This is a genomic window from Kribbella lupini (assembly GCF_039529595.1).
Classification (GTDB): domain Bacteria; phylum Actinomycetota; class Actinomycetes; order Propionibacteriales; family Kribbellaceae; genus Kribbella; species Kribbella lupini.
In genome coordinates this window covers 2493776-2505726 of sequence record NZ_BAAANC010000002.1, presented here as the reverse complement: position 1 = coordinate 2505726, position 11951 = coordinate 2493776, and the positions used below count along the sequence as shown (strand labels likewise).

11 protein-coding genes are annotated in these 11951 nt (G+C 70.0%); 2 read left to right on the top strand and 9 right to left on the bottom strand.

Translation table 11 applies throughout. The features are described from left to right. Nucleotides 1-59: 59 nt before the first annotated feature. The 9 genes from ABD235_RS25320 to paaN all read right to left on the bottom strand — a co-directional run bounded on the left by ABD235_RS25320 (nt 60) and on the right by paaN (nt 10244). Nucleotides 60-494: a hypothetical protein gene (locus ABD235_RS25320; RefSeq protein ID WP_344178283.1), complete on the bottom strand. Its 435-nt coding sequence runs from the start codon at nt 492-494 to the stop codon at nt 60-62. A 59-nt stretch (nt 495-553) separates the two neighbouring features. Continuing rightward, the gene (locus ABD235_RS25315) at nt 554-2185 is read right to left on the bottom strand and encodes a hypothetical protein (protein WP_344178281.1); all 1632 of its coding nucleotides are present in this window, start codon (nt 2183-2185) and stop codon (nt 554-556) included. 131 nt (nt 2186-2316) lie between these two features. After that, complete coding sequence (locus ABD235_RS25310) at nt 2317-3222, bottom strand: carbohydrate ABC transporter permease (protein ID WP_344178278.1); 906 nt, start codon at nt 3220-3222, stop codon at nt 2317-2319. After that, nucleotides 3219-4118 (bottom strand): carbohydrate ABC transporter permease, encoded by a 900-nt coding sequence (locus ABD235_RS25305; RefSeq protein WP_344178276.1) that lies wholly within the window; start codon nt 4116-4118, stop codon nt 3219-3221. Before ABD235_RS25305 ends, ABD235_RS25310 begins: the two co-directional genes overlap by 4 nt. 48 nt (nt 4119-4166) lie before the next feature. Then, on the bottom strand, nt 4167-5444 hold the full coding sequence (locus ABD235_RS25300; protein ID WP_344178274.1) for an ABC transporter substrate-binding protein: 1278 nt from the start codon (nt 5442-5444) through the stop codon (nt 4167-4169). A 144-nt stretch (nt 5445-5588) separates the two neighbouring features. Further along, nucleotides 5589-6620, bottom strand: coding sequence for a zinc-dependent alcohol dehydrogenase family protein (locus ABD235_RS25295; protein ID WP_344178272.1), 1032 nt, complete (start codon nt 6618-6620; stop codon nt 5589-5591). A 31-nt stretch (nt 6621-6651) separates the two neighbouring features. Beyond that, the gene (locus ABD235_RS25290; protein WP_344178270.1) at nt 6652-7170 is read right to left on the bottom strand and encodes a flavin reductase family protein; all 519 of its coding nucleotides are present in this window, start codon (nt 7168-7170) and stop codon (nt 6652-6654) included. Nucleotides 7171-7174: 4 nt separating this feature from the next. Beyond that, nucleotides 7175-8560, bottom strand: coding sequence for a serine hydrolase domain-containing protein (locus ABD235_RS25285; protein WP_344178269.1), 1386 nt, complete (start codon nt 8558-8560; stop codon nt 7175-7177). Nucleotides 8561-8570: 10 nt separating this feature from the next. Further along, complete coding sequence (gene paaN / locus ABD235_RS25280) at nt 8571-10244, bottom strand: phenylacetic acid degradation protein PaaN (RefSeq protein WP_344178267.1); 1674 nt, start codon at nt 10242-10244, stop codon at nt 8571-8573. A gap of 79 nt (nt 10245-10323) precedes the next feature. Between paaN and paaI the strand changes: the two genes are divergently transcribed. Beyond that, nucleotides 10324-10749 carry a hydroxyphenylacetyl-CoA thioesterase PaaI gene (gene paaI / locus ABD235_RS25275; RefSeq protein WP_344178266.1) on the top strand — a complete coding sequence of 142 codons (426 nt, stop codon included), beginning with the start codon at nt 10324-10326 and terminating at the stop codon, nt 10747-10749. Next, nucleotides 10746-11951 (top strand): 3-oxoadipyl-CoA thiolase, encoded by a 1206-nt coding sequence (gene pcaF, locus ABD235_RS25270; protein WP_344178263.1) that lies wholly within the window; start codon nt 10746-10748, stop codon nt 11949-11951. Before paaI ends, pcaF begins: the two co-directional genes overlap by 4 nt.

Genomic DNA, 11951 nt, shown 5'->3' with positions numbered 1-11951 from the left:
CCCCATCATCCGCCTTCGCTCAACCGAGGCGCCGGGGGCCCACGACCCGAGACACCGCTTCAGCTGAGCCGACGGGTGCCCGGCCCGGTCTCAACCTTCAGCCAGCCGGTGAACTGCTCCTGCTCCCGGGTCGGCATCGGCCAGGTCGCTGGTTCGATCCAGACGACCGTGCCGAGGCCGCACACCCGAGGCCCCTCGTACATGCGGAGGACCGCGCCGACCTCGACCTTGCGCCAGCCCGGCAGGTGGTCGGGGATGGTCGGCACGAGCACCGCCCGCACGGCGTCCCCCGGCTGGATGTCCTCCGTCGAGAACCCGAGCACCGGGCCCGCCGTCTGCTCGCCGGCGCCCCACACGGGTAGACCCCAGTTCGGACGATAGGTGAACCGGTCACCAGGCGCGTGTCCACCCTTGAGCGCAGTTCCCCGTCCGCCGTCCTCGGTCGGGACGAGCTGAAGCTCAACACCCAGAGCCAACGTGCTGACTGCTTCCATACCCGCAGCGTTCCACATCGGCCCCCGCACCGCCCGCATCCGTGCCGCCTGCCGGACTTCTACCGCGGGAGGACGAGGGTGTCCGTCAGGAGCTTGGTGGTCTTGCGGAGGGTGGGGGCCGAGGAGGCCAGGTCCGCGGCCAGCGCGTGGGGGGTCAGCGGCTCGCCGGGGCCTACCAGCCTGTGGTGGTGGGCCAGGTGCCAAACGATCGCCCTGGGCCAGGTGGAGAGCCGGGCCTTGGTGAGGAGGTCCGGGGCTTCGCGGACCAGGCGTTCGGCGATTTCGAAGGCGTCGGTGGCGTAGGCGATGCCGAGGGTTTCGCCGGCCAGGAGCCAGGCGTGGGGGGCCAGGACCGAGAGCGTCGCGGCCTGGGTCTTGTCGAGGCCGTCGAGGGCCGGGCGGGGTGGGGAGCCCAGGCCGGAGAGGGTGCGGTAGGCCTCGTCGAGGTCGGTGCTGGTCTCGTCGAGGAAGACTCGCTCGCCGGAGATCGAGCCGATCGGCTCCTCCAGGGCGGCGGCTTCCAGCGCCGGGGTCCAGACGTCGACCGCGTCGACGGCTTCCTCGATCGCGTCCAGCTCCAGCTGGGTGCGGTCGCCGGCGTACTCGAGCCAGGCCTTGACGACCAGTGGGACGTGGCCGAAGTAGGTGCTGTCGGCAAGGACCTTGCGCGGCAGCCAGTTGGCCAGGAAGAGCTCGACCAGGACGGCGCTGACGCGCAGCGGGCCGCCGACGGTGCGGTCGACGGCGTGGTCGATCCACAGGCGGGCGATGTCGCCGGCGTCGTCCGGCAGGCCCACGGCGTACGACGAGTCGAGGAACTCCTCGACCAGTTGCTCGCGCTGCCGTGGCGACAGCGACGGGCGGATCGGCGGCCGGACCGGGCGTTCGGGCAGCTGGGTGAGGCGGTTGACCAGCAGGCCGGAGAAGAACTCGAAGTCCTCGGTGACCGGCGGCTCGTCGTGGTCGTGGGTGTAGCCGAGCGCCTGCAGGATGATGCCGGCGGCCGTCGCGGGACGGACCGTGCGCACCGTGACCCGCCCGCCGCGCTGGTACGCCTCGACGACGCGGTCGACCGGTGGGCCGACGAACACGTCCTTGGCGATCGCGCCCAGGTTGTTGTCGACGAACACCACCAGCGTGTGCGGGTGCTGCTCGTCGTCGTAGTCCAGTACGACGCTGAGCCCGTCGCCGGTGACGTCCTCGGAGACGATCGCGCTGGTCAGCCGGAAGCCCGCGATCCGCGAGACCCAGTCGGGGACGTCGTACTGCGTCCGTCCGCGGGACAGGTGCGCGCGTTGCAGCGGCAGCCGGCCGGCCGGGCCGACCGTGCGGGCCAGACTCGTCAACAGGACAAAGGAATCCACGTCCCGGCGTTCGCCGAGGACGCGGGCGGCGTCGGCCCAGAAGAAGCGTTCGACCTCGCCGATCTCGTCGGGACGCCCGGCCGGCCAGAGCTGGTCGGCGAGCAGGGCGGCGGACCGGGCCACCGAGGCCTCGGCGATCACCGGGTGCAGGGCGGGCGGCGCCGCGGCCAGGTCGAGCAGCAAGGTCTCCTGCAGGGTGTCCAGCACAGCGACGCTCGGCGTGGTGTCGGCGTCGACACCCGCCGGGGGCGGGGGATTCGGTCCGGGAGTGGAGCCGACCAGCCGCAGGTGGCTGCCGCGTCCGTCCCGGTCTCGTGACTTGGTCACCTTGGCGAGGTTACCGCCGAAGCCCACCCGCCCGCAGGGCACTGCGCGAGTCCTGTGGACAACCTTTACGACACGCCGTCACATAAGTGCTACGGCCTGTGTCTCACGGAGGAGACACAGGCCGCGAAAGGCTAGCCCTTCAGCGCACCGGCCATCAGCCCGCCGATGAACCACCGGCCGAGCACGATGTAGACCAGGAGCGTCGGGAACGACGTGATCAGCGCACCGGCCATCGACGCGGCGTAGTCGACCTTCTGCCCGCCGGACAGCGCCGCCAGTCCGAGCGTGACCGGGCCGTTGTTCTGCTGGGTCAGGAACAGCGCGAACAGGAAGTCGTTCCAGACCGAGGTGAACTGCCAGATCAGCGTCACCACGAAGCCGGAGATCGAGATCGGCAGGATGATCCGCGCGTAGGTCTGGATCAGCCCGGCGCCGTCGACGCGGGCCGACTCGATGATCTCCATCGGGACGACGGTCGCGTAGTAGTTGCGGAAGATCAGCGTGCAGATCGGGATGCCGTAGATGACGTGCGTGATCAGCAGCGTCGGGATGCCGCGGGTGACGTCCAGGTCCTGGTAGGTCTGCCGCAGCGGCAGCATCACGGCCTGGTACGGGATGAACATGCCGAACAGGATGAACGCGAACACCAGGTTCGCGCCGGGGAAGCGCCAGCGGGCCAGCACGAACCCGTTCGCGGAGCCGATCAGCGACGCGATGATCGCGGCCGGTACGGCGAGCGACAGCGAGCGGACCATGTACGGCTGCAGCACGTCCCAGGCCTTGCGCCAGGGCTCGAGCGTCCAGGTCTCCGGCAGCGACCACTGCGCGGCGGCGGTGGTGTCGGCGGAGGTCTTGAAGCTGGTGATCACCACGACGTACACGGGCGTCAGCACGAACAGCAGGAAGAGCAGCAGCAGGACGTACCGCACGGTCCGGCTCTTGCGGGTCGAACCGTCGCTGACCGCGTTGCGCCGCGGCTTGTTGGCAACCGCCGCCGCGGCCTTGCCGGTCGCCTGACTCGCCTCGACGACGCTCATTCTTCGCTCTCCTGCCGGACGGTGTACGCGACGTACGGAATGACGAGGACCGCGACCACGGCGAGCAGCACGATCGCGATCGCGGCCGCCTTCGCCATGTCGCTGCGCAGCAGCGTGTTCCACATGTAGACCGACGGCACCTCGGTGCGGAACTGGTTCGGCCCGGTGATCGCGTAGATCAGGTCGAACAGCTTCAGCGACATGTGGCCGAGGATGATCAGCGCGGACAGCGCGATCGGCGACAGCTGCGGGAACAGCACGTACCGGTAGAGCTTGAACTCCGACGCGCCGTCCACCCGGGCCGCCTCGCGCAGCTCCGGCGGGATGCCGCGGAAGCCGGCCAGGAACAGCGCCATGATGTAGCCGGACAGCTGCCAGACCGCGGGCAGCGCGATCGACGCCATCGTCGTCCAGCGCGACCCCGCCGTCCACCAGGGGTTCTCGAGGAAGTTCAGGTGCAGGATCGAGAACAGCCGGTTCAGGCCGCGCGCGTCGTCGCCCTGGGACGGGTTCAGCAACCAGCCCCAGACGACGCCGGACGCGATCATCGACACCGCCATCGGGAACAGGAAGACCGAGCGGAAGATGCCCTCGCCCGGTACTCCCTTCTCCAGCAGCAGTGCCCAGAGCAGGCCGAAGATCAGCGTGCCCACGATGAACGCCACCGTGAGCACGCCGAGGTTCTTCAGCGAGTTGAGGAACCGTTCCTCACCGAACAGGTTGACGTAGTTCTCGAAACCGACGTGATGCGTCGGCACCGGCCGGGCGTTGTGCTTGTCCGTCAGCGACGTGTTGAACGTCCAGGCGATCAGCCCGTAGACGAAGTACCCGAGCAGCAGGACCGTGGGCAGCAGTACCAGTGCCCCTGGTCCCCAGGTACGGATCCTTCCGTGCATGAGACTCAGGACTCCGAATCGTTGGTCGGCCGGTGAGAGCTAGCTGAATCAGTTCGGCTTGGCGGCCGCGACGAGTGCCTTCTGCAGCGTGGCGACGTCCATGCCGCTGCTGAACTGGCCCATCGCGGACAGGATCGAGTCGTTCTGGCCGAGCGTGCACGCGGCACCGTGGGCGCAGGACGGGACGATCTTGTTCGCCTTCCAGTCGGCCATCGCGGCCTGCTGGTACTTCGGGTAGTCGGTCACGACGGCGTCGGAACGCGCCGGGATCGAGCCCTTCTTGGTGTTGAACGCCTTCTGGCCCTCGGCCGAACCGACGACCTTCAGCCAGCACTTCGCGCCTTCCGGGGTCTGCCCGTTGGTCGGCAGCGTGAAGGAGTCGGCCAGGTACTGGAAGTTGCCCGCCGTGCCCGGCGCCGGCCAGTAGGTGTACGCCGAGTCCGGCACCTTGTCGGCGAGCTGCTGCGCGGCGACCCAGTCACCCATCACGGTGTAGGCCGCCTGGCCCTTGTTCACGTACTGGAGCGCGTCCGGCCAGTCGATCGCCTCGCGGTCGGCGTTGCTGAACGACAGCACCTTCTTGAACTTCTCCAGCGCGGCGGTGACGTCGGCGCCGGCCATGTCGGTCTGACCGTTCCACAGGCCGGTGAACTTGTCCGGGCCGAGCTCGGCGAGCAGCACGACCTCCATCACCATCTCCTCGGCGAAGCCCTTGGAGGTGGCCAGCGGGGCCTTGACCCCGGCCGCCTTCAGCTTCTCCATGTCGGCGATCCACGCGTCGACCGAGGCCGGGGCCTTGGTGGCGTCGAGGCTGGCCTTCTTCAGCACCGTCGGGTTGGCCCACACCACGTTGGCGCGGTGCACGTTGGCCGGGACCGAGTAGATCTTGCCGTCGACGGTCAGGTTGTCGATCAGGCTCTGCGGGAAGGCCTTGTCCAGGCCGAACTCCTTGTACAGGTCGCTGACGTCGTCGACCTGGCCGTTCTTGATGTAGTCGCCCAGCTCGGCGCCGGCGTGCGCCTGGAAGGTCGACGGCGGCTTGCCCGCAGCCAGGTCGTTCGCCAGCACCTGCTTGGCGTTAGAACCGGCGCCACCGGCGACGGCCGAGTTCACGAACTTGTAGTCCTTGCACTCGGTGGCGAACGTCGAGACGAGCCCGTCCAGGCCCGCCTTCTCGCCGCCGTCGGCCCACCAGGTGAAGACGGTGACGTCCTTGCTCGCCGACGAGTCCCCACTGCCCCCGTCGTCACTGTTCCCGCAGGCACTGACCGCGAGAAGACCCGCGGCACCCAGCACCGCGACGGTCTTGCTCCAACCACCACGCATGTTTCACTCTCCGATCAGCTGAAGGAGCTGTCTGACAACGAACGCCCCCTTGACGGGCCAACTCTGGGCACCAGCGTCACGAGGTGTCAACGCTCAGCTCCAGCACGTTGTGCACATGTGACACCTTTTGTGTGGATTTGTAGATCAGGGCCACAAGAGAGTCTTGATCGCGCGGCGCTCGTGCATCGAAAGGTAGCCCTCGGCCACCTCCGCCAGCGGCAACTGCTGGTCGAACACGCGTCCCGGTTCGATCTCACCCGCCAGGACGGCGGCCATCAGCTCCGGCAGGTAGGCGCGCACCGGCGCGACCCCTCCGGCCAGCCCGACGTTCTTGCTGAACATCTTGCGGATCGGGACCTCCACGCCGTGCGGTACGCCGACGAACCCGACGGTCGCTCCGGCGCGGGCCACGTCGAACGCGGTCGCGAACGACTGGTCGGTCCCGACACACTCCAGGACGGCGTCCGCACCGACCCCGTCGGTCAGCTCGAGGACGGCGTTCTTCGCCTCGTCGCCGCGTTCGGCGACGATGTGCGTCGCGCCGAACGACTTGGCGAGTTCTTGCCGCGTCTCATGCCGCGACAGGGCAACGACTTTCTCCGCGCCCATCCGGACCGCGGCCAGTACGCCGCACAGCCCGACCGCGCCGTCGCCGACCACGACGACGGTGTCGCCGGCCTTCACCCGCGCCGAGCGGGCCGCGTGCCAGCCGGTGCCCATCACGTCGGACAACGTGAGCAGCGACGGCACCAGCGAGTCGTCCGGGACCTCGGGCGTCGCGACCAGCGTGCCGTCGGCGTACGGGACCTTGGCGTACTCGCCCTGGCCGCCGTCGGCGCGGTCGCTGCCGATCCCGACGATGTTCTGGCAGACCGACTGGTACCCGGCCAGGCAGTTCGGGCAGGTGCCGTCGCTGGCCACGAACGGCGTGACGACGAAGTCACCCGGCTTCACGGTCCGGACGTCGGCGCCGACCTCCTCGACGATCCCGACGTACTCGTGCCCGATCCGGCTGCCCGGCCTGATCTTGTTCTCCCCGCGGTACGACCACAGGTCGGACCCGCAGATGCAGCCGGCGACGATCCTGATCACCGCGTCGGTCGGGTCGACGATCACCGGGTCCGGAACCTCGCTGAGCCGGACGTCGAACGGGGCGTGAATCGTGGTGGCTCGCATGCCCCGCAGCATAAGCCTGATGGTTGAAGATTCAGAGGACCGTGTAGCGGCCTCGGCGGTGGACGAGGGGTGGTACCTCGTCGGGGAGCAGTTCGACGTGCTCGATCGTCAGCTGGACCTGGAGGGACCAGCCGGCTTCGGGTGGGTCCTCGGTGACCAGGCGGCAGCCGGCCCACGTGCTGACGCCGATGGGCGCCGGGCCCCATTCCGTTTCCGTCCAGTCGAGCATGCGAAAGGGGCCGCCGGGCGCGGGAGCGACGTAGCCGAAGGCGTCCGCGAGTTGCTGGTGCGGGCCGCCGAGCAGGCCGACCACGGCGGTCTTTGCCTTGCGCAACGTTTCCCACAGGTCGGAGTCGGGGTCGATCAGCCCGACCACCACGCCCGGGTCGCCGTCGCCGACGACCATCGAGGAGACCGTCAGTCCGGCGCGCTTCCCGGCGTACTCGCTGGTCCACAGTCCGACCGGCGAGGCCAGGCGCCCGCGGAAGCGCCGGACCGGACTCCGGTCGGCTTCCGCGGGCAGGAACGGATGGTCCCCGTGAATGGTCATGGGATCACCGTACGGCGGTCACCTTGTCAGGCAACGAGTACTGCTCGATCGGCCGGCTGACCAGGCCGCTTCCGCCGCGGACCGACTCGACCCGGCCGTCGGCGCCGAAGGCGAACCGCAGGTGCTCGCCGTACGCGCCGTAGCCCGAACCGCCGGTCACCCGGAGCGTGGTGTCCTCGGCGAGCTCCAGCGTGGTCGGCTCCTCCGTCGGATCCGCCGCGGTCGGGTCGATCAGGTACAGCCGCCCGCCGAGCAGCGCGATGTCCTGCACGCCCCACAGGTTCGCGAAGCGGCCGGTGAAGCGGGCCAGGTCGCCCTCGCCGCGATCCTTCGACTCGGCCAGGTCGATCAGCTTGAACAGGCCCTCGGTCAGCTGCGCCGCCGGCCCGTCGATCGCGTTGGTCAGCACCGACACCGCGATCCGCCGCTCGCCGTCGACCATCGACCGCGTGATGTGCCCGGGGTAGCCGCCGCCGTGCCCGAAGACGTCCCGCTTGGCGACCTGGTTGATCATCAGGCCGAGCCCGTACCGCGGCCCGTCCTCGTCGGTGGTCTTCCACAGCCCGTGCTGCATCTGCCGCTTCGACGCGTCGCTCAGCAGCCGCTCGTCGCCCATCAGGTGGGCCGACCAGTAGGTGACCAGGTCCTGCGCGGTGCCGTAGAAGCCGGTCGCGGCCGCGAGCGCCCGGGTGTCGACGTGCTCGATCGGCACCCGCCGGTCGGCGTACGCGTAGGCGCTGTAGCCGGCGGCGTACTGCGTGCCGCGGCTCGGGTCGAGCTCCGGACCGAGATCGGCGAGGCCGAGCTTGGCCACGATCTCGGTCTGCACGTGCTCGTTGTACGACGTCCCGGTGACCGCCTCGATGACCAGGCCGAGCAGCCCGAAGCCGATGTTGGAGTACTTGAACCGGTCGTTGTCCTCGAGCACCGCCGACGTGTCCGCGTGCAGCACGCCGAGCAGGTGCTCACGGTCGGGGAACGGCGTCGCGAGCTGCCAGAAGTCGGCCTCCAGGCTGTCCCGCGTGATCCCGCCGGCGTGGCTGAGCAGGTCGCGCAGCGTGCGCTCCCCCAACGGCGTCCCGACGATCTCGGTGACGTGCGCCGACGCCTTGTCGTCCAGCCGCAGCCGGCCCTGCTCGACCAGCTGCAGCACGGCCGTCGCGGTGAACGTCTTCGAGTGCGACGCGATCCGGAACAGGTGCGTCGGGGTCAGCGCGACGCCGCCCTCGACGTCGGCATGCCCGTACGCCGTGGACAGCGCGACCCGGTCCCCGGCGTACACGGCGGCCTGGATCCCGGGGACCCGTTGGTAGCGCTGGTTGAAGGCCAGCCAGCTGTCGTAGTACGCGAGGACTTCGGTCAGGCTCTGGTCATCCACAGATTTGGGCATACCACCCAGATTAAGCGTGCCGCCGGGACTGGATGACGCGGAAGCGGCTCGCCACGTAGGCGCCGTCGGTGTACGTCGCGTTGGCGGCCGGGTTCGCGCCGGTGCCGTGGAAGTCGCTGAAGGCCGCCGACTGGTTCACGAACACCTGGCCGGTCAAGTTCTCCGACAGCGCGACGCCGACGTCCAGGGCGGTGTCGCGAGCCAGCTCCAGCACGCCCTCGTCGGTCGAGTAGATGCCCGCGGTCATCGCGCCGCCCTCGGCGACCGTCCGGCGGAACAGCTCGATCGACTGCTTGGTGTCCTCGGTCCGGACCAGGAACGACACCGGGCCGAAGCACTCCTTGGCGTAGACGTCCTCGTCCTTGGCGTCGATCGCGACCAGCAGCGGCGTCCGGACCACGGCGTCGTCGTACGCCGGGTGCTTGATCGCGCGCGACGGCAGCACGACGTCGCCGTACTCCTCGGCCAGTTCGAGCCGGTTGACCACGGCCTGGTTCACGATGCCGCCGAGGATCTCGACCGCGCGGGCGTCGTCGCCGAGCAGCTTGCCGATCGCGGTGGCGATGCCGGCGCCGACCTCCTCGAACGACTTGTGCCCCTCGTCGGTCTCGATGCCGCCGGCCGGGACGAACAGGTTCTGCGTGGTGGTGCACATCTGGCCGGAGTACAGCGAGAGCGTGAAGGCGAGGTTGCCGCACAGCGCCTTGAACGAGTCGGTGGAGTCGATGATGACCGCGTTGACCCCGGCCTTCTCGGTGAACACGGTGGCCTGGGTCGCGTTCTGCTCGAGCCACTCGCCGAACTCGCTGCCGCCGGTGAAGTCGATCAGCTTCACCTCGGGCCGCTGCGCGAGCGGCTTGGCCAGGCCGTCGTCCGGACGCTCGGCGACCAGGGTGACCAGGTTCGGGTCCAGACCGGCCTCGGCGAGCACCTCCCGGCAGACGTCGACGGTGATCGCCAGCGGCAGGACGGCCAGCGGGTGCGGCTTGACCACGACGGCGTTGCCGGTGACCAGCGAGGCGAACAGGCCCGGCCAGGAGTTCCAGGTCGGGAAGGTGTTGCAGCCGATCACCAGCGCGACGCCGCGGCCGGTGACGGTGAAGTTCTTGGTCATCCGGATCGGGTCGCCCTTGGCCGGCTTCTCCCAGACCGCCTCTGCCGGGTAGCGGCTCATCTCCTCGTACGCGTAGGCGACCGCCTCCAGCGCGCGGTCCAGCGCGTGCGCGCCACCGGCCTGGAACGCCATCACGAAGGCCTGGCCGCTGGTGTGCTGGACGGCGTTCGCCAGCTCGAAGACGCGCTGGTGCAGCCGGTCGAGGATTTCCAGCGTGATGCCGGTCCGGCCGTCGATCCCGGCCTTGCGCCAGGCGGTCAGCCCGGCCTGGGCGGCGGCGAGCAGCTCGTCCAGGCCGCTCTCCGTGGTGCGCGGGTACTCGACGTTCAGCTCGATGCCGAACGGCGACTGCTCGGTGACGATCGTCCCGTTCGCGCCGGGGGTGGCGAGCGCGTACTCCTTGCCGAGGTGCCGCTCGAAGGCGGCCTTGCCGTCGGCGGCCGCGGTCTCGCCGTACACCCGCGGGCTCGGCGACTCGGGGAAGGCGGAGAAGTAGCCACGGCTGCGGATCGCCGCCAGCGCCCCGTCGAGGCGGTCGCGGTGCGTGGCGAGCCAGTCGGTCGATGTCATGGGGTGCGCTCCAAGCTGAGGTGGTCTGCCAGCCTGATGTTACAGTCGCTGGTGAGATCGTCGATAGGGTGTAACAACCATGGGTGAAGATCTGGCGGCCCGAGTGGCGGCCGCGATGTGGGCCGACGACGCCGCGAGCGCCGGACTCGGCATGCGCCTGGTCGAGGTCGGGACCGGTACGGCGCGGCTGGAGATGACGGTGCGCGACGACATGGTGAACGGCCACGGTATCGCCCACGGCGGCTTCGTCTTCACGCTCGCGGACTCGGCGTTCGCGTTCGCCTGCAACTCGCGCAACCAGGTCACCGTCGCGCAGGCCTGCGACATCGTGTTCGTCACGGCCGCCCGGCGCGGCGACGTGCTGGTCGCCGAGGCGGTCGAGCGGACGTCGTACGGGCGCAACGGGATCTACGACGTCACCGTGCGCCGCGGCGACGAGGTGGTCGCGGAGTTCCGCGGCCGCAGCCGGCAGCTGTCCGGCACTGTCATCAAGGAGGAATCGTGACCCGCACCGCCTATCTCGTCGACGGCGTCCGCACCCCGATCGGCCGGTACGGCGGCGCGCTGGCCGCGGTGCGTCCGGACGATCTCGCCGCGCACGTGCTGCGTTCGCTGCTGGCCCGGCACCCCTCGCTCGACCCCGCGTCGATCGACGACGTGGTGCTCGGCTGCGCGAACCAGGCCGGCGAGGACAACCGGAACGTCGCCCGGATGGCCGTCCTGCTGGCCGGGCTGCCGGACAGCGTGCCGGGGTCGACGATCAACCGGCTCTGCGGGTCCGGCCTGGACGCGGTCGCCTCGGCCGCGCGGTCGATCGTTGCCGGTGACAACGACGTGGTGATCGCCGGCGGCGTCGAGTCGATGTCGCGGGCGCCGTTCGTGATGCCCAAGGCCACCTCGGCGTACTCGCGCTCGGCGGAGATCTTCGACACCACGATCGGGTGGCGGTTCGTCAACCCGGTGCTGAAGAAGCAGTACGGGATCGACTCGATGCCGGAGACCGCGGAGAACGTCGCGGTCGACTTCGGCATCGCCCGCGCGGACCAGGACCTGTTCGCGCTGCGCAGCCAGCAGCGCGCGGCCAAGGCGATCGCGAACGGCCGGCTGGCCGAGGAGATCGTCGCGGTCGAGGTGCCCGGCAAGCGCGGCGCGGTGACCGTGGTCGATACCGACGAGCACCCGCGCGAGACGTCGCTGGAAGCCCTTGCGGGGTTGAAGACCCCGTTCCGCGACCCGGGCACGGTGACGGCCGGCAACGCCTCCGGCGTGAACGACGGCGCGGCCGCGCTGCTGGTGATGAGCGGCGAAGCGGTCGAGCGGCTCGGCGTCACCCCGCTGGCCCGGATCGTCGGGACAGCGGCAGCCGGCGTACCGCCGCGGATCATGGGGATCGGGCCCGCGCCCGCGACCCGCAAGCTGCTCGACCGGACCGGCGTACCGCTCGCCGACGTCGGCGTGATCGAGCTGAACGAGGCGTTCGCCTCGCAGTCGCTCGCCGTACTGCGGGAGCTCGGGCTGTCCGACGACGCCGAGCACGTCAACCCGAACGGCGGCGCCATCGCCCTGGGTCACCCCCTGGGGATGTCCGGCGCCCGCCTCGCCCTGACCGCCGCCCTGGAGCTTCGCCACCGCGACGCCGGGTACGCGCTGACCACCATGTGCATCGGCGTCGGGCAGGGCATCGCGACCTTGCTGGCGCGTCCGTAG